Raw genomic sequence first — 17053 nt, 5'->3', positions numbered from 1 at the left:
ATTTTATCATGGTATTGGTCATTAAAGAGGGTAAATCAAAAGAGGAAGTTTCAAAGAACGATTCAGAAGTGTCAAAAATTGTAGGTGACGCCATTAAAGATATCGAAGTCCGCGGTGACGATGCAGTGCGTGAGTATTCTGAGAAGTTTGACAAGTGGTCTCCAGAGTCATTCCGTTTAACGGAGGAGCAGATTAAGGAGATTGTTGCCAAGGTTCCTGAACATACAATTGAAGATATAAAATTTGCTCAAAAGAATATAAAGGAGTTTGCTGAGGTGCAATTAAGTTCACTTCATGATGTGGAAGTAGAAAATATTCCAGGTGTCACGTTAGGTCATAAGAATATCCCGGTCAGCAGTGTAGGATGTTATATCCCGGGTGGACGCTATCCGATGGTGGCATCTGCTCATATGAGTGTCTTAACCGCTAAGGTCGCTGGTGTGAAACGGGTTATTGCCTGTACGCCTCCAATAAATGGGGAAGTGCCGAATGCTACAGTAGCTGCAATGTATTTAGCGGGGGCAGATGAAATCTACTTACTCGGAGGTATCCAAGCAATGGCAGCCATGGCAATCGGTACTGAGACCATTCAACCGGTTGATATGATCGTTGGACCAGGAAACGCCTTTGTTGCTGAAGCAAAACGCCAATTATTTGGACGCGTAGGTATTGATCTATTTGCAGGTCCAACCGAAACATTGGTAGTGGCAGACGAAACGGCAGATGCAGAAATGATAGCAACAGATCTTCTGGGTCAAGGTGAGCACGGTCCTACATCACCTGGTGCACTGATTTCTACTTCTGAAAAACTTGCCCATGAAACGATTGAGGAGATAGAAAGGCAACTCAAAGTACTGCCGACTGCTGACGTAGCCAGGGTTTCCTGGGAGGACTACGGAAGGATAATCGTAGTTGACAGCCTTGAGGAGGCAGTGGTGGAAGCAGATAAATTGGCATTTGAACATGTGGAAATCCTGACGGAAAATCCTGATTACTTTTTAGAGAATATGACGAATTATGGGTGTCTCTTCTTAGGACCGGAAACAAATGTGGCATATGGCGATAAAGTGATTGGAACGAATCACACTCTCCCGACGAAGGGTGCAGCACGTTATACAGGCGGTCTATGGGTAGGGAAGTTCATTAAAACCGTTACCTATCAAAAGGTCACTCCTGAAGCGACTGCTCATATTGGGGAATATGCAGCTCGCTTATGTCAGTTGGAAAACTTTGCGGGACATGCCGAACAAGCATTGCTGCGTGTCCGTCGTTACGGAAACAAATAGTCATTCAAATACGAGGGGGGACCTGATGCCATGGTCTTAGGGTTTATTGGTCTGTTAGGTGGATTGGGTCTATTAATCTATCTGACTATGAGGGGTATGAATTTACTGATCGTAGCACCGATATCTGCATTGTTTGTCACCTTATTAAATGGCTTGCCGCTATTTCCGCAGCTTGCGGATGAGGGTGCTGCGAACTTTTTAACAAACTACATGTCTGGATTTTCTGGCTTTATTGCTTCATGGTATTTAATGTTCTTGACGGGTGCCATTTTCGGTAAGGTGATGGAAGACAGTGGGGCAGCCGAGAGTATTTCCAAATGGATTGTCGGTAAGATCGGGATGAAACGTGCTGCATTAGCCATTGTGATCGCTTGTGCGGTATTGACGTATGGGGGAGTAAGTTTGTTTGTCGTAGCTTTTTCCGTTTATCCGATGGCAGTCAGCTTATTTAAAGAAGCGAATCTCCCCAGACGCTTCATTCCGGCAGCACTTGCATTTGGATCGACCACGTTCACAATGACATCTGCAGGCTCACCGGAAATTCAGAACTGGATACCGATCGAGTTCTTGGGTACTAATGCCTATGCAGGCTGGGAAGTCAGCTTGATTGTGGCAATATTTATGATGGTCTTCGGTTATTGGTGGTTAAAGAAAGCCATCCAAAATGCAGTCAATAATGGGGAAGAATTTATTCAAAGGGACTCAGACCATTTCGAAGTCCGTTCACACTTGCCAAATCCATTGGTAAGCATGATTCCCTTACTAGTGGTTTTAGGTGTATCGTTTATTTTCCATGACTCTTTGAAACAGTCAGCATTGATCATTGCCTTAACAGGGGGTATCATCGCTACTTACTTGATTAACCGCAAATATTTTTCAAATGTTGGAAAAGCGATTTCGGAAGGGACAATTGGAGCTATTATAGCCATTGCAAATACTTCAGCCGTTGTCGGTTTTGGGGGTGTAGTAAAAGCTACACCAGCTTTTCAAGAAGCGGTTTCCTTTATGACGGATATTCCCGGCAGCCCATTGATTGGTGGGGTGTTGGCTGTTGCGGTAATTGCAGGGTTAACTGGTTCAGCTTCTGGCGGACAGGCCATTGCATTACCGTTATTGGCACCCCATTACCTGGACTTAGGGGTTGATCCCGAAGCATTACACAGGGTTGTTTCGATTGCTTCAGGATCGCTGGATTCACTTCCATCCGGTGGATACGTTGTTACGACCATCCGTTCCATTGCCGGTGAAACTCATAAAGATGCCTATCCAATGTTCGGGGCATTAACCGTGATCGTACCTACGATTGGAACGATCTTAGCTGTTATTCTATTTTCAATAGGCTTATAGATGTATGCTTGTCACCACCCAACATGCGTTTCGTTTGTTGGGTGTTTTTTATACTATTCTATTAGAGGTGAGTAAAATGGAGAAATTATCTATTATCGGCTGTGGTACTATGGGGCACTCTATCGCTTTATCGGCTGCATGGGCAGGGATGGAAGTGAATGAAACGGGTACCGATGAGGGAGAGTTAGAACGAGCTGATAGAGAGTTGGGAAATAAAATACAGGTGATGAGGGAAAATGGATTGATTGATAAGAAAGAAGCTGGGGAAATTCGTTCACGGATTGAACTCATGACCTCTTTGCATGAGGCTACAGAGTCCTCGACTTTTATCATAGAGGCGATTCCGGAAGTGATTGGAATGAAGCAAACATTATATGCAGAGCTTGAGCAGGTAATTGGGGATGATGTGGTCATTGCCAGTAATACCTCTGGTTTTACCCCGACATTATTAGCTGAAAAAGCCCTTCATCCCGAACGTTTTATTGTCACCCACTTCTGGAATCCCGCGCATTTGATTCCGCTGGTTGAAGTGGTGAAGGGACAAAAAACAAGTCTGGAAACGATCGAACGCTCGATGACTCTTTTGAAAAGGATGAAGAAACAACCCATTCTGCTTCAAAAAGAAATCCCGGGATTTATAGGGAATCGTCTTCAGTATGCTTTGTTTCGTGAAGCGCAGTCCTTACTGGATGAAGGTGTGGCGACCAAGGAGGATATCGATGCTTCCGTCACTTATAGTATTGGGAGGCGGCTTCCGATTACCGGACCGTTAATGACGGCCGATATGGGGGGACTTGATGTTTTTTCATCCATCTCCAATTATTTATTTGAAGATTTGAGCACGAAACATAAATCTGGGAGGGTACTGGAGAGTCTGGTTCAGGAAGGGAAATTGGGAGATAAGAGTGGAGAAGGATTCTATGCCTGGGATGAAGAAACGTCCCGAAGATTGAATAAAGAACGGGAACAGACATTGATTCACTTCATGAAACTTGACCGGGAAAGGAGAAAATAATATGACATACTTTTCTGAAATGAAACATAAGACCGTTATGGTGACGGGTGGAAGCAAAGGGATCGGTAAAGATATCGCGCTTTCCTTCGCGAAACTTGGGGCTAACGTCATCATTATTGGACGGGGGAAACAAGCTTTAGAAATGGTACTTGAGGAACTTAAGGAGTTTGGAGGAAACAATGAAGCAATTTCCGCTGACGTGAATGATAGTAAGAGAGTACGGGAGATTGTTAATGGAGTTGTGCGTAAGTTTGGCACAGTGGATATATTAGTGAACAATGCCGGTACCAACATACCAAAGCCTGCCATTGACGTAACAGAAGAGGATTGGGACCGAACGCTCGATACAAATTTAAAGTCAGCTTTTTTCTTAAGCCAGGCAGTCGGCAAACAGCTGATTGAACATGGGAAAAAGGGAAGGATCATTAACATTGCCTCTCAGATGGCGTTTGTCGGCTATCTGGATAGAGCGGCCTATTGTGCCAGTAAAGGGGGATTGGTTCAATTAACGAAGGCCTTGGCTGTAGAATGGGCAAAGTATGGGATTAATGTAAATGCAGTAGCCCCTACGTTTGTAGAAACAGATTTTACCTCCAGCATGTTTGAAGACATAGACTTCAAAAAAGACGTGGAAAGTCGGATCCTTTTAGGGAAACTTCCAAAACCAACCGATATTTCTGGAGCCGTCCTATATTTAGCATCGGAGCTCTCTAACTTTGTTACAGGTGAGACGATTAAGGTAGATGGTGGCTGGACTGCGATTTGAATTCAGTTCCAACACTGCTTCATAACGTTAAAAGTAGCTTAATTCCTTTAGTAATAAGGGATTAAGCTACTTTTTTCATTTAGATATATTAAAGATAATTAGTATGATAAAATAGTATCTGATGCCCTTGATCTAAGGAATCAATAAAATTTTGCCAGTACTCTTTCGACTCTCCAAATATGCATGAGCCTTTGCACCTTCGCTTAAAGAGAAGACTGTGGGTTCAGAAATTTTCAATTTTCCTTCCTGAATCCATCCAAACAACTCATGTGAACGGGTCACCCGTTCTTCGTGAGTCGTCAAGACATTCCACAGGTCTCCGCCAGTCAGGGTTTTGGATGTATCCATCAGCATCCGGGGATCAACCGAAACAGGGTCGCCTCCCGCCATACCAAAGAATACGACCGTCCCTCCGATGCGAGTTGATTCGAAACTGTCCATTAACGTCGAACCGACTGATTCGTATACGACGTCTACGCCTTTACCATCCGTCACATCCTGCACATTCTGCTTCCAGTCTTCACTATATAAAAACATATGGTCGGCTCCAACCGAAAACGCCGCCTGCCTCTTTTCTTCGGAAGACGTTAACCCAATGACGGTGCCTCCCAGTATCTTGATGAGTTGAACAAGCAGCTGACCGACTCCGCCTGCTGCAGCATGGACTAAAACAGTATCCCCGTTTTTAATGCAATAGCTGTCTTTCGTTAAGTAATGGGCAGTCAAGCCTTGTAATAGAAGGGAGGCAGCTGTCTCAAACGAAATATCGTCTGGTAGTGGTATAGCTTTCTCTTTAGGCACGGCCACAAGTTCAGCGTTTGCATACGGTACATCGGCAAAAGCGATGCGGTCGCCAACGTCTATGCCTTTCACATTGGTTCCTACTCTTTTGACGATACCTGCCCCTTCATATCCGCATATGTAAGGAGGGTTTCCCGCTAAGTGATAATTTCCTTTTCTTCTATATACATCGGCAAAATTCAGGCCGATTGCCTTCATTTCAACTAAAACGTCATCCGGTCCGAGTTCCGGCGCATCGATTTCTTGGTAATGCAGGACATCGGGGCCCCCGAACTTTTCAAACACAAGTGCTTTCATCATCTACTCTCCTCTATAACATCATTCCTTTTTTAGTGTACCCACTTCCCAGCCGTTTGACTAGGAAAGAGCTTACCGTTCATAGGTACTTCCTGGTGCCTATGCCACTTCAAAGTGCGTTCTTCCCAAAAAGTTAGCCATCCCTCATAATTCAGTTTAGCTTTTCAAACAGTACCTGCCGGATTCAGCGGAAGGGGTTTGAAAAGTATATAGGCACTTGGAGGTCCCTAGGTTACAAAAAAGTACCTACATGACTTTAAAGTGCGTACTTCTCAATAATCATTGTACCCATTATCATGATGTGTACAGGGAAACGAAAGGCGCCTTCGTTTCTTCATTCATTAACATGATACAACCAATTAAGGAGGAAGTTTCGTTATGAGTACAACTTCAGCTACTATAAATCAGTCAAAAACGAAAGGCGGCACGCCGGCGTTACTTGCCCTTGCCATCAGTGCCTTTGGAATAGGGACGACAGAGTTTGTTCCCGTTGGATTATTATCATCGATTGCCGATGATTTATCGATATCGATCACACTCGCAGGATTATTGATTTCAGGTTACGCCATTGGAGTGGCCATCGGAGCACCGGTGTTGACGGCATTGACCAGTAAGATGAGCAGAAAATCTCTGCTTATGTCCTTGATGCTCGTATTCATTGTAGGAAACTCGGTTGCGGCGATGTCCACAAGCTTTGGACTATTGTTAGTTGCACGTTTTATCACAGCATTTTCACACGGGATATTCTTCTCGATCGGATCAACGATTGCGGCCGATCTAGTGCCTGCACATAAGCGGGCCAGTGCGATTGCCTTTATGTTCACTGGATTGACAGTTGCGACAGTTACAGGAGTACCACTTGGAACATTCATCGGACAGGCATTCGGATGGAGAGCCACATTCTGGGGAGTTGCTCTTCTTGGTATTGTAGGAATCATTGCCAGCTCCATCCTTGTACCGAAAAACTTGAAAGAAGCACCACCTGCCAAGTTCAGTGAACAATTGAAGATTCTAACAAACGGCAAATTAGTATTAGCCTTTGCCATTACAGCCCTTGGGTATGGCGGAACGTTCGTCGCGTTCACGTATTTAACACCATTATTAGAAGACGTAACAGGATTCAGTGCGAAATGGGTAAGTATCATCCTTCTCGTATACGGAATTGCCGTTGCCATCGGAAATGTCGTCGGTGGGAAAGCATCAAATAACAATCCGTTAAAAGCGTTATTCTGGATGTTTGTTTTGCAAGCCATCATTCTGGTAGCTCTTACCTTCGCAGCACCATTTAAAGTGGCAGGTCTGATCGCAATCTTCCTAATGGGATTATTCGCTTTCATGAACGTGCCAGGGCTGCAGGTCCTTGTTGTGAACCTGGCTGAAAAATATGTTCCTTCAGCGGTCAATGTGGCATCAGCCTTGAATATCGCGGCATTTAATGTCGGGATTGCCATCGGTTCCTTTGTCGGAGGAATGATTGTGGATGGAATCGGTTTGATCCATACACCTTGGATCGGTGCCATCATGGTGGCAGGAGCGGTTCTGTTAACGGCTTGGCTACGAGGCATCGAAAGAAAGTCAGCCTAGAATGGTTGAAATATGGAAGGAACGAGTGGCTCAACGGCAGAAACGCTTTGCAATTGAAAAGGGAATTGTCATAACCATCATGACTGGGGCGGCACTTTTCGCCGCCTCCCGTCAGATGAAGAAAGGGAGAGGGAAAGATGAATCCATTTGCACATCACAAAGCTTATAACCGCATGTACAAAGAGGGAGAATTGACGCTGGGCCTTCACATCCCCCTTGAAAATTATCAGTTCGACACCCCGACGATGGAGAAGCAGGTGGAACTTGCCCAATTGTCAGAGAAACTTGGTTTCACGAGCCTGTGGTTAAGAGATGTTCTCCTCGAGGATCCGAACTTCGGAGATCCTGCCGTCGGCCAGATCTATGATATGATGATTTACTTGACCTACCTTGCCGGACAGACCAAGGATATTGCCCTTGGAACGGCTGCTGCGGTACTGCCGCTTCGTCATCCGCTTCGGCTGGCAAAGGAGATCGCCACGATTGATCAGCTGTTCCCGGGCAGGGTGCTTCTTGGAGTATCATCCGGCGATCGCCGGGCAGACTTTTCCGCACTCGGAGCTTCCCACCCGGAGCGGGGAGAGTCGTTCGTGGAAGCTTATCATTATCTGCAGGAAGCTCTGTACAAGGAGTTCCCTCATATAGAGTCGTCCAGAGGAAACATCCGTGGTGCTAACCTTGTACCAAAACCGACAACGCGCATACCGACCTTCATCACAGGGTATGCCCAACAGGACATGAAATGGTTTGCCGAACATGGAGATGGCTGGATGTACTATCCACGCAGTCCCCACGATCAGGAAGTGACGATACAGCGCTGGAGAAGCCTGGTAGAAGAGTACCATCCCGGAGTCTTCAAGCCGTTCAGCCAGCCGATGCATCTGGATCTTGCAGAGGATCCGAATGAAATCCCAAGTCCGATCAGACTTGGATTCCGAATCGGCCGGAACTATCTGATTGAATTATTGAATATCTACAAACAGGCCGGAGTGAATCATCTCTTCTTTGCCTTGTTTGACAGTCAGAGACCGGCTGATGAAGTGATCCAGGAGCTGGGGGAAGAAGTGGTTCCTTATTTTCCGGCGGTTCAGGAATAAAAAACTTAAAGCACTTGGGCATTTGAATTTGCCTGAGTGCTTTTTTTTGTAGAGGGGAGATTGAAGGTTATCCGACAGTGGCTTGTAAATTTTGAACCGGGCTCATAAATAGTGACTCAAGATGAAAAAAGAAAATAGCGGAACAGATATTATTAACACGGATCATCCATTGATATCCCAGGAACGTCTCTTCTATTCGGAAGAGAATGTGTGGGTACTTTTAAAAGAAATATCAATGATATGAGACGTATAGAAAGTAAAGAAGAGTCGAATTCAAGGGACGTTTTAAAAATACGAAATATTCCTTTTTTAATGCTATAATATATTTGGATAAAAAAGGGGGTTACTGTGATGGGGGAAACTTACGATTTAATTGTTTATGGTCTAAAGGGGGAGGATTTTGATGGTAACTCAAAAATGGGTGTGGATACTTGCCGTTATTCTCATCATTCTCACCGGATGCGGGGTATCAGATCAGGCTGCACAGCCTACTGATGGAGCGGATTCTGAACTGAATGCTGATGTGGTGGATATGCACGGTGGAATCACAGGGCTGGATAATATGGAAAACTATTTTCAGCAGGTAGAAAAGGGTGAAAAAGGAGATTTAAGAGTCATCCACTATACGATAGAAGGGGATCCCATTGTAACGGATTTATCTTACGACGGGAACCATATTGAGGTGAAAAATGACTTTACGAGAGATCAATATGGAAATGGCGGAGTGGATACCTTTCAATGCCGAAAAATGAACCGGGAAGAGAATCCTACTAATCTATCTTATTATCTTACAGATTGTGATGGAGTACAGGGGAAAGTGTGGGATATTCTCACTGCTTCGTATGATGTACAACGCCAGGATGTTTTTGAAGTGGACTTAAGGTACGGTAAAGAAGGAGAAAAACAAACAATCAAACTGAAGGATGAGGATAAGCAAGAGGTATATAAGCAGTTGGTGTTGGCGAATTATTTAAACGCTAAGCCTACGAGTGATGAATGCCCTAAAGGAAAACAGGCGGACAATTACTTCATGCAAGTGAAGATCAATGGAGGCAATCAAACCCTTAACTGGAATGCTTGCGGTTCTCATGAAAGTTCCAAGCCGTTCACTGTTATTGCAGAGTACATCATCCATGCATCCAAACATCCTTCAAAAAACAATGAAAATGTCATTTATGGTTATGTCATGGAAGTTGAAGAGAATCAGTTATTGATTGGAGAGGATTTGACTGCCACCGACTACGAGTCGTTGAAGAATGTAAAACGGGAAGAATTAGCGAATTTTGTTATGACCTTCTTATATGTAGAAACTGAAAATGCCCCAGATTTTTCTGAGGGAGATAAAATTGTCGTTGAAGTGGACGAAGTGTTAGAAGAAGGCTCTCTTGGAAGAGTGAGCGCTAGTGATATTAAAAAGATAAATGAATAGGAAAAGTCCCATATGGTTGACAGGCAGGGCTTGTCCCGGATTGTGGGAGACCTTTTTAAAAGTATATAAAGAGGGGTGTAGGGATGAAGAAATGGGAAAGGAAATTACTGCATACAATTCGTGGAGTATTTGAAGTTTTTATCAAAGGACAGGGAGATCCCCTATGTGTCACACACCATTATTCCGAGTTCAATCATACTGGCGACTATTTCGCGGAGGCGTTCACAGGAACCAACCAGGTCTTTCTAGTCAACTTGCGGGAAGCAGGGGGCTCTGACAAAGCGAATGAATCGTATCAGCTGAGTATGCTGGAAACCATCTTTGATCTGGAGGCGGTACGGGAAGGGTTAGGATTTCGTCAATGGGGATTTGCCGGTCATTCTACTGGAGGGATGTTGGGGGTCCTCTACGGAATTCACTTCTCAAAAAGTCTGGACTTCAATGTGATTGTCGGGGCGGCTGCGAGAGAGTATATGACCTTTTCGGAAGACTGCATCTACAACAAAGCGCACCCTGATTTTGACAGGATGCAGGAGCTGATTGAAGCGTTGAAGCAACCGGATTTATCCCTTGAAAAGCGGAAAGAGCTTTCAGTTGAAAGAACAAAATTGTCATTACATAAACCCGAGAAATATCATGAGCTTTTTAACCTTGATATACATAAAGGGATGTCTGCTGCACGCATGAACTTTTTTATACGTGAACTACAAGTGTATGATATCACAAGAAAATTGGAGTTTATTTCAGTCCCCGCGTTAGTCATGTGTGGGAGGCATGATGTCCAATGTCCATTAAAGTACTCGATTGAAATGGCTGAAGGTATACCGGATTCCAGACTGATCATCTTTGAGAAGAGTAACCACTACCCGTTCCTTGAAGAGGCAGAGCGGTTTACGGAGGAGTACGAGTTGTTTTTGAGGAATATGAAATAGAGGAGATAGATATATAATATCCATCCATGAAAAGAGAATAAGAGAAATTAACCCTGAGCAAGAATATCCCCTATTAAAGTCGTTCAACTTCAATAGGGGAAGGGGAATTTATTTTTCTAAATCAATGATAATAGGTTGGAGTTCCATTTTAGTATGGCCTTTCCCGGACCCTAGACTGGCAATTTCCACGGGTTTGATGATGAGTTTAGTTGCACCTTCTTGAATGGTACCGAATGCTGTCGTGCCTTCCAGTGTTTTTCCATTATCCGATGAAAAGCCTCCGCCCCCCGTTCCATCCAGGTAGACATGGCCCAGGTCGTCCGTCACTTTGAATACTGGGGATACTTCCTGCCACTCTTCGAGAAGTGTGTCTGATACTTCCTGGTCATAGGCGATCACCGTAGAAACATCAGTAAGCTCGACGGATTTTAACGTAAAGGTAATATCGTTCGTCTTAACAGTTTCGTTTACAAGCCTGACATTTCCCTCCAGTCTTTTCAACGAAAAGGCGAAGGACCAATCTCCATCGACCTTTACATCATTAGAAGTACTGTATAGTGTCTTTGGTTCCCATGTGATTTCCACCTTATCAGGATACCCGCCGCCTTTGAAACTCGGGGTAATCGTCGACAAACCAACATATCGGTTATCGCTGATCTTCGTGATTTCACTGCTTCCGCCGCTTCCGTTCGAACCTGCGATGTCGAACCAATGCCCTCCGCTGTGAATGTCTTCCCCAAAGTCTTTATCCGTTTCAATCGCATAGGAGACCGTTATATTCGTTCCGTCATACACGGCATTATCGATCATGACGGTCACCCCGTTACTCGTCTCAACCAGACCGATATCAGTGGAGAACTCACCAAACTCTTTGTAGGTCTCATTACTGAAATACTGAATGACATTGTCCATAAAAGGGATCTGTGTTGCGAACGAAGGGTATGCATAGCCTGCAGCAGTGGAAATTCCGATCAGCATAACGGATGCCACCGCGATATTCCTCCATACGTGCTTTTTTTTGCGTTTCTGCAGTACATACTGTTTGACACGCTTTTTTTCCAACTCTGTCACTTCTTCGAACTCAAGAGAATCGATATCTAATTCCATCCAGTCCTTCATGCTCATACGAGTCGCTCCTTTAATTTCACATTAGTCGCTAATTTTTTCTTTCCGCGGTATAAACGGTTATCCACCGCCGCTTTCGAAAGGTTTAATTGATCTGCAATTTCCATATTGGTTAACTCCAGAAAGTACTTCATCATGAAGATGTCCCGGTCCAGCTCCTCTAGCTGGCTGATTGCCGCTAATAATTCGTTTTTTTCTTCCACGCGTAATATGGATATATCGGTACCAGGAGTGCTTGATTTTGCAAGGAGGGATTCGTCCTGCTGTTCACGGGCATTCCGTTTTTCAGCCTGGCGGTAACGGTCGATAGCCTTGTATTTAGCGATCATCCCAATCCATTTTTTGAAATCTTCTTTCCCGCCTTTAAATTGAGGGGCATTCTGCCAGACTGTGAGGAATACGTCATTGATGCATTCATCCACATCAAGTCTGTTGCTGTTGTGCAAAATCTTTTTGGCAATGGTTTTCACGAGTGGCATGTAGTCATCGATAATGTACTCTAATGCGTCCTCTTTTTTCTTTTTTAACCTGATGATGAAATTGGTCGGTGAACTTTTCATTTACTTCGCTCCTTATATGGTTGAAAGGCCTATTCATTATGTACAACGAATGGATGGAGGAGTTATTCTCATGAAAGAGGGGATTTTTTTTGTGATGGATAGTACCAGTATACAATTAAAGTTGGTGAGCGAGATGAATTTGTGGCGGGTTTGTATAATTATGGGAATTAACGCGATTATTAATGAAAATGGCGCAATCAAGGCCTCTTTTGACGCAATTATTAAAAATAATGACGCAATAAATTGAATCTAGACGCAATTATAGTGAGAAATGACGCGATCACGACAAGATGGGGATAAAATGCCCCCTAAAATACTTAACAAAAGGATATTGATAAAAAACGGCCGCTCCAGCTGTCGATTTCACTTTAAAAGTGCATGAATTCCACAAAAAAGAACCTGCCATCCGACAGGTTCACAACAAAGCTCATTATTCCTCATACCTCAACTCCAACGTAATCTGCGTCGTCGTATAAAAGTACATTTCCTTCACTTTCAACTGAAAGTCCTTATCATTCAGCTTAACCGTTTTATTTTCAATGATCTTTTTGATAAGCTCCTTATTACCGTAGACCGTTTCGAGATCCTTGGTCAACAGGCTCCGCAAATCCTCGCTCAAACGGTCCTCTGTTTCGTGTATACTGAGTAATTCCACTTTTGTTTTCGTATTGTTGATGATCTTCACTTTGACTTCCTGGATGGTGAGTCCTTCTTCGTTTTCGTTGTTTAATTGTTTGTATTCTTCTTGAAGATAGGATAGGGTGTTTTTCAGTTTGCTAATGTCATGTTTCTGTTCTTCTATCTTCTGTGCTTGCTTCTCATGCATGGTTCCGAACATGAATAAGAAGATCATCCAGCTGAGGATTCCTCCTACAACCATTCCTGCAAAGAAACGCTGCCAGGAAGGGAGCCGGTAAAACGGTGGGATTCTCATGATGGCATATGCTCCTGTGTGAGCCATGAAATGATCATGGCAGCGGTATTGGCTCCTCCTAAAGCGGAAAGAATCAATAGGAATTGTTTGAAGAGTTCTTTCGTTTCTCCATTCAGAAAGCCTTTTTCAAAGCTGTATACCGTATCGAAAGTGCCGCCGATCGCTGCGATGATGGCCCAGATGCGCAGGAAATCGGAAAGTCGTCTCATTTCAATGAATAAAGGCTGCCCCATGGCGAAAGAGGCAAGCCCGCCTAGAAGGGAGCCCCCCAGCAGTACCCCCATAGCAATAAAGAAGCTTTTGAATAATTCCGGAAAGAAAGCTTCTGCCATTTCATCATCTCCATCTATTACGTGTCTTTACGATAACTATATGGGATTCGGGGACAAGATATGAGGGAGAACATATTTTCTTTTTTTCGGTTTCTTTCCTATAATAAAAGTATATTGAGAAAAAGGTTGTGCATAACATGTCATTTGTTCATTTACAAGTAGCGAGTGCCTATAGTCTCTTGTCTAGCACGATATCGATAAATGGACTTGTACATAAAGCGAAGGAATCGGGGTATAGAGCGCTAGCTTTAACCGATAAAAATATGATGTATGCCGCCATCCCTTTTTATAAGGCGTGTTTAAAAGAAGGTATCAAGCCGATCATCGGGCTTACCGCAGATATTGCCTCAGAGGAAGGTTCCTATCCTTTGGTCCTCCTTGTGAAAAATCAAATGGGCTATCAGAATCTATTGAAAATCTCGAGTGCCATCGGAGCGAAGTCGAAGGACGGGCTTCCGTTGAAGTGGCTCGCATCTTATAGTGAGGGTCTGATTGCCATTACTCCGGGGGTCTTGGGGGAGATTGAAACCTGCCTATTGAATGATGAAAGGGAAAAAGCGAAAGAAAGCATCCGGACCTATCAACAAATGTTCGGGAGGGACTCCTTTTATTTAAGCATTCAAAAGCACGGGATCCCGTCTGAGGATACTCTTATCCCTCTCCTTGAGCAGGTAGCTGTAGAGACGGGGACAGAAATGGTCGCCACCAATGATGTGCAGTACCTCGATCAGGAAGATCATTTCGCCCACGAGTGCATGGAAGCGATCCGTGACGGAGTGAAGCTCTCTGACGATGACCGGTACGTATTGGGTTCACAGGAGTATTACTTCAAGTCCAAAGAGCAGATGGTGGATCTATTTTCTGATCATGTCACGGAACTCGAGAATACGATGAAGATTGCGGATCAGTGCCATCTGACCATCCCCTTCCATCAACAGCTCCTCCCAAAATACCCTCTGCCTGAAGGGGTGTCCGCCCTGCAGGAATTGACCCATCTATGTGAAAAGGGATTAAGTGAGAGGGTAGATACGGTTTCGGATGAGTACATAGAGCGATTGGATTATGAGCTTGAAGTCATCGGCAGGATGGGATTCAGCGATTACTTCCTGATTGTCTGGGATTTTATGAAGTTTGCTAAAGAAAGAAATATCCTGACAGGACCTGGGAGGGGATCGGCAGCCGGTTCCTTGGTATCTTACGCATTGAGGATTACAGATGTGGATCCGATCGAGCATCATTTGCTGTTTGAACGATTTTTAAATCCTGAGCGGGTGTCCATGCCGGATATTGATATCGATTTTCCCGATCACCGACGTGACGAAGTGATCGAATATGTGGAAGGGAAGTATGGAAGCCTACACGTTGCCCAGATCATTACGTTCGGGACCTTTGCAGCGAAGGCAGCACTGCGTGATACAGGTCGTGTATTCGGCTTGAATATGAAGGAGCAGGAGCAAGTATCCAAGCTAGTCCCGAATCAGTTGGGGATCACGCTGCAGGAAGCTTATGAAAAGTCCAAGGGATTCCGCGAATTTGTGACGGGGTCTGATCATTATAAGAAATTATTTCAGACGGCTCTTAAACTTGAAGGACTTCCAAGACATACGTCGACCCATGCGGCGGGAGTCGTGATGAGTGAAGCTCCGTTAGTACAGTGGGTACCGATCCAGGGCAGTGCATCCGGCATCCATCTGACTCAATTCTCTATGGACATACTGGAAGAAATCGGGTTGCTGAAAATGGATTTCCTTGGACTCCGTAATCTGAGTATATTAGAAAGAATTGTGAAGAACGTCCAAATGGGAACCAATAAGTCATTTTCCATTGAGTCTATACCCATGAATGATCCTAAAACCTTTGAATTATTAAGTAAAGGGCTGACCAATGGGATTTTTCAGCTTGAATCAGAAGGAATGCGAAATGTTTTAAAAAGACTGAAGCCTAATTCATTTGAGGATATTGTGGCCGTTAACGCGTTGTACCGTCCGGGGCCGATGGAAAACATCCCGACGTATATCAAACGGAAGCACGGCGTGGAAAAGGTGGAATATCCTTTGCCCGACTTAAAGCCGATTCTTGAAATGACTTATGGCGTCATTGTATATCAGGAACAAATCATGCAAATTGCTTCTAAAATGGCCGGTTTCTCACTAGGGGAAGCAGATTTGCTCAGAAGAGCGGTTTCGAAGAAGAAAAAGGATGTACTCGATCAGGAGCGGGAGCATTTTGTTTCCGGGTCGATCCGGAAAGGCTATACAGAAGAAGTGGCACATACGATCTATGACCTGATCGTGAGATTCGCAGATTATGGTTTCAACCGGTCACATGCCGTTGCGTATAGCATGATCGCCTATCAACTGGCGTATTTAAAAGCGCATTATCCAGCTTTTTTCATCTCTTCCCTCTTAACGTCTGTAGTAGGGAATGAGACGAAGGTGGCTCAATATATTAGGGAAGCAAAGCTTTATGAACTTGAGATTTTACCCCCGTCCATTAATACGAGTCAGTTTGTTTTCACAGTAGAAGGTAAGAATCGTATCCGTTATAGTCTGGGGGCCATTAAGGGAATAGGGGCAGCAGCCCTGAAGGAAATCATTCGTGCAAGAAAAGAAAAGCCATTTCAGGATCTGTTTGATTTTTGCATGAGGGTTTCTTCCAAAACGATTAACCGTAAAATCCTTGAAAACCTGGTATTGGCAGGGGCGTTCGATGAATTTGAAGTGGATCGGGCCACTCTCCTTGCGAGCCTGGATGTAGCGGCTCAGCATGCAGAGCTTGTCAATCCCGAAAATGATCTTGATTTATTTCATGAAGAAGAAGCATTCCTCTTGAAACCGAAATACGTGGAAGTGGAGGATATGACGATTGATACCATGCTTCAATTCGAGAAGCAGGTACTGGGGCTCTACTTATCCAATCATCCCGTTTCTTCCCATCGTCCCCTGTTTGACCAGCTTGGCTTGCAGCAGATAGCCGATCTTCAGAAGGCTTCGAAAATCACAATCGGCGGTTATATTATGGGAGTGAAATCCATCCGGACGAAAAAAGGGGAAGTAATGGCATTCCTTGAAATCGGTGATGAAAGTGGCGAGATCGAGGCTGTGGTGTTCCCAAATGTTTATCGTCATAATATGACGCTTTTGAAAGAAGGGAACATCCTTCTGTTTGGAGGTAACGTGGAAGATCGCAACGATAAGCTTCAGTTCATTGTGAATCACCTTGAAACTACGGAAGAGGCAGAAAGAAAAGTGAACGAAAGGGATCAGAAGCTTTATTTGAAAATTGCCAAGGGTCAGGATGAAGACGCGTGTATGCACCACATTCACCAAACCATTAATCGCTTTAAAGGGAAGAACCCGGTGATCGTTTATTATGAACGGGATAAAAAGAGCATTCAGCTTCCAGACAATTTACGCGTGATCCCGTCTGAAGAGGCCATAAGTGAATTGCATCAAATTCTCGGTAAAGCAAATGTGATATTGCAATAACATACTTTACTAAACACAATATTTATATTATTGTTTAATAGAAAAAGGTGGTCTGACCAC

At 44.2% G+C, this 17053-nt stretch carries 16 protein-coding genes; 11 read left to right on the top strand and 5 right to left on the bottom strand.

Annotated elements, in window-relative coordinates:
- Window positions 1–8: 8 nt before the first annotated feature.
- From hisD to TV75_RS13365, 4 genes are all read left to right on the top strand, one after another.
- Entirely contained in the window at window positions 9–1286 is a 1278-nt protein-coding gene (hisD, locus tag TV75_RS13380; RefSeq protein WP_044339295.1) for a histidinol dehydrogenase, read from the top strand.
- A 30-nt stretch (window positions 1287–1316) separates the two neighbouring features.
- Window positions 1317–2633, top strand: a complete 1317-nt coding sequence (locus TV75_RS13375) for a GntP family permease (RefSeq protein ID WP_044339294.1) — start codon at window positions 1317–1319, stop codon at window positions 2631–2633.
- A 76-nt stretch (window positions 2634–2709) separates the two neighbouring features.
- Window positions 2710–3648, top strand: a complete 939-nt coding sequence (locus tag TV75_RS13370; RefSeq protein WP_044339293.1) for a 3-hydroxyacyl-CoA dehydrogenase family protein — start codon at window positions 2710–2712, stop codon at window positions 3646–3648.
- 1 nt (window position 3649) lies between these two features.
- Window positions 3650–4414 (top strand): SDR family NAD(P)-dependent oxidoreductase, encoded by a 765-nt coding sequence (locus tag TV75_RS13365; RefSeq protein ID WP_044339292.1) that lies wholly within the window; start codon window positions 3650–3652, stop codon window positions 4412–4414.
- Between the two features lie 132 nt (window positions 4415–4546).
- Here TV75_RS13365 and TV75_RS13360 read toward each other — a convergent pair whose 3' ends face one another.
- Complete coding sequence (locus tag TV75_RS13360; protein WP_156142451.1) at window positions 4547–5512, bottom strand: quinone oxidoreductase family protein; 966 nt, start codon at window positions 5510–5512, stop codon at window positions 4547–4549.
- Between the two features lie 378 nt (window positions 5513–5890).
- Between TV75_RS13360 and TV75_RS13355 the strand changes: the two genes are divergently transcribed.
- The 5 genes from TV75_RS13355 to TV75_RS13340 all read left to right on the top strand — a co-directional run bounded on the left by TV75_RS13355 (window position 5891) and on the right by TV75_RS13340 (window position 10554).
- Complete coding sequence (locus tag TV75_RS13355; protein WP_044339290.1) at window positions 5891–7096, top strand: MFS transporter; 1206 nt, start codon at window positions 5891–5893, stop codon at window positions 7094–7096.
- A 1-nt stretch (window position 7097) separates the two neighbouring features.
- On the top strand, window positions 7098–7265 hold the full coding sequence (locus TV75_RS22140) for a hypothetical protein (protein WP_172655766.1): 168 nt from the start codon (window positions 7098–7100) through the stop codon (window positions 7263–7265).
- Window positions 7234–8193: an LLM class oxidoreductase gene (locus tag TV75_RS13350; protein WP_044339289.1), complete on the top strand. Its 960-nt coding sequence runs from the start codon at window positions 7234–7236 to the stop codon at window positions 8191–8193. The genes TV75_RS22140 and TV75_RS13350 overlap by 32 nt, the downstream gene beginning before the upstream one ends.
- A 403-nt stretch (window positions 8194–8596) precedes the next feature.
- Window positions 8597–9622 (top strand): DUF4362 domain-containing protein, encoded by a 1026-nt coding sequence (locus tag TV75_RS21195; protein ID WP_052504561.1) that lies wholly within the window; start codon window positions 8597–8599, stop codon window positions 9620–9622.
- Window positions 9623–9705: 83 nt separating this feature from the next.
- Window positions 9706–10554, top strand: a complete 849-nt coding sequence (locus tag TV75_RS13340; protein WP_044339288.1) for an alpha/beta fold hydrolase — start codon at window positions 9706–9708, stop codon at window positions 10552–10554.
- A 108-nt stretch (window positions 10555–10662) separates the two neighbouring features.
- On the opposite strand, the gene TV75_RS13335 is transcribed toward TV75_RS13340, so the two are convergent.
- The gene (locus TV75_RS13335; RefSeq protein ID WP_044339287.1) at window positions 10663–11679 is read right to left on the bottom strand and encodes a DUF4179 domain-containing protein; all 1017 of its coding nucleotides are present in this window, start codon (window positions 11677–11679) and stop codon (window positions 10663–10665) included.
- Entirely contained in the window at window positions 11676–12239 is a 564-nt protein-coding gene (locus TV75_RS13330) for a sigma-70 family RNA polymerase sigma factor (RefSeq protein ID WP_044339286.1), read from the bottom strand. Before TV75_RS13330 ends, TV75_RS13335 begins: the two co-directional genes overlap by 4 nt.
- Window positions 12240–12309: 70 nt before the next feature.
- Here TV75_RS13330 and TV75_RS21880 point away from each other — a divergent pair, with 70 nt between their 5' ends.
- On the top strand, window positions 12310–12486 hold the full coding sequence (locus tag TV75_RS21880) for a hypothetical protein (protein ID WP_156142435.1): 177 nt from the start codon (window positions 12310–12312) through the stop codon (window positions 12484–12486).
- A gap of 183 nt (window positions 12487–12669) precedes the next feature.
- Here the strand turns inward: TV75_RS21880 and ytrI are convergent, their stop codons facing one another.
- Window positions 12670–13173, bottom strand: coding sequence for a sporulation membrane protein YtrI (gene ytrI / locus TV75_RS13325; RefSeq protein ID WP_044339285.1), 504 nt, complete (start codon window positions 13171–13173; stop codon window positions 12670–12672).
- Window positions 13170–13505: a YtrH family sporulation protein gene (locus TV75_RS13320; RefSeq protein WP_044339284.1), complete on the bottom strand. Its 336-nt coding sequence runs from the start codon at window positions 13503–13505 to the stop codon at window positions 13170–13172. Before TV75_RS13320 ends, ytrI begins: the two co-directional genes overlap by 4 nt.
- A gap of 137 nt (window positions 13506–13642) precedes the next feature.
- Between TV75_RS13320 and dnaE the strand changes: the two genes are divergently transcribed.
- Entirely contained in the window at window positions 13643–16993 is a 3351-nt protein-coding gene (dnaE, locus tag TV75_RS13315) for a DNA polymerase III subunit alpha (protein WP_044339283.1), read from the top strand.
- Window positions 16994–17053: the final 60 nt, after the last annotated feature.

It is taken from the genome of Rossellomorea aquimaris (assembly GCF_000935355.1).
GTDB lineage: Bacteria > Bacillota > Bacilli > Bacillales > Bacillaceae_B > Rossellomorea > Rossellomorea aquimaris_B.
This window is presented reverse-complemented; position numbering and strand designations above follow the sequence as displayed.

Coding starts and splice junctions, on each gene's coding strand:
- hisD (WP_044339295.1), top strand. CDS start 9: ATGGTATTGGTCATTAAAGAGGGTAAATCAAAAGAGGAAGTTTCAAAG.
- TV75_RS13375 (WP_044339294.1), top strand. CDS start 1,317: ATGGTCTTAGGGTTTATTGGTCTGTTAGGTGGATTGGGTCTATTAATC.
- TV75_RS13370 (WP_044339293.1), top strand. CDS start 2,710: ATGGAGAAATTATCTATTATCGGCTGTGGTACTATGGGGCACTCTATC.
- TV75_RS13365 (WP_044339292.1), top strand. CDS start 3,650: ATGACATACTTTTCTGAAATGAAACATAAGACCGTTATGGTGACGGGT.
- TV75_RS13360 (WP_156142451.1), bottom strand. CDS start 5,512: ATGAAAGCACTTGTGTTTGAAAAGTTCGGGGGCCCCGATGTCCTGCAT.
- TV75_RS13355 (WP_044339290.1), top strand. CDS start 5,891: ATGAGTACAACTTCAGCTACTATAAATCAGTCAAAAACGAAAGGCGGC.
- TV75_RS22140 (WP_172655766.1), top strand. CDS start 7,098: ATGGTTGAAATATGGAAGGAACGAGTGGCTCAACGGCAGAAACGCTTT.
- TV75_RS13350 (WP_044339289.1), top strand. CDS start 7,234: ATGAATCCATTTGCACATCACAAAGCTTATAACCGCATGTACAAAGAG.
- TV75_RS21195 (WP_052504561.1), top strand. CDS start 8,597: ATGGTAACTCAAAAATGGGTGTGGATACTTGCCGTTATTCTCATCATT.
- TV75_RS13340 (WP_044339288.1), top strand. CDS start 9,706: ATGAAGAAATGGGAAAGGAAATTACTGCATACAATTCGTGGAGTATTT.
- TV75_RS13335 (WP_044339287.1), bottom strand. CDS start 11,679: ATGAGCATGAAGGACTGGATGGAATTAGATATCGATTCTCTTGAGTTC.
- TV75_RS13330 (WP_044339286.1), bottom strand. CDS start 12,239: ATGAAAAGTTCACCGACCAATTTCATCATCAGGTTAAAAAAGAAAAAA.
- TV75_RS21880 (WP_156142435.1), top strand. CDS start 12,310: ATGAAAGAGGGGATTTTTTTTGTGATGGATAGTACCAGTATACAATTA.
- ytrI (WP_044339285.1), bottom strand. CDS start 13,173: ATGAGAATCCCACCGTTTTACCGGCTCCCTTCCTGGCAGCGTTTCTTT.
- TV75_RS13320 (WP_044339284.1), bottom strand. CDS start 13,505: ATGGCAGAAGCTTTCTTTCCGGAATTATTCAAAAGCTTCTTTATTGCT.
- dnaE (WP_044339283.1), top strand. CDS start 13,643: ATGTCATTTGTTCATTTACAAGTAGCGAGTGCCTATAGTCTCTTGTCT.